The following is a 402-nucleotide window of genomic DNA, read 5'->3' as shown; positions in this document are numbered from 1 at the left end:
GGGCACCCCGTCGGCGGCCGAGCTGACCAAGTTCCAGGGCGAATTCCTGTGGCGCGACTACCGCAAACCCGGCACCGGCGGCGAGGACCTCGACCACACCGGCGCACCGGACTCGGCGGTCAGCTACTGCGCCCCGCAGCTGTTCACCGCCGGGTTCGTCGCGCTGCCGGCACCCGAGGAGCCGGCGGGGGGCGCGGCCGGCCGGCCCGGTGAGCCGCAGGCGCCCGCCGAGCCCGCCGCCGGGCGCGAGGAGCGGCCCGACACCGCGCTGATGCGCCCGCAGGTGGGCCGCATCATCCTCGACCAGCTGCGCCGGGTCGACTTCGAGCCCTACCGGCTGTGGCAGCCGCCGCTGGACGCGCCGTGGAGCATCGAAAAGCTGGTCAACACGCACCTGGGCCG

The 402-nt window shown here is 75.9% G+C and carries 1 protein-coding gene; it reads left to right on the top strand.

All coding sequences use genetic code 11. From position 1 onward, the window contains the following. Positions 1–402, top strand: a 402-nt coding sequence (locus tag F0Q45_RS28430) for a hypothetical protein (protein WP_188113212.1), incomplete at both ends; no start/stop codon positions are given.

The organism is Mycobacterium simiae (assembly GCF_008370645.1).
Taxonomy (GTDB): Bacteria; Actinomycetota; Actinomycetes; order Mycobacteriales; family Mycobacteriaceae; genus Mycobacterium; species Mycobacterium simiae_A.
Note: the sequence above shows the minus strand (reverse complement) of the source record. Positions and strands in the feature narration are given on the sequence as shown.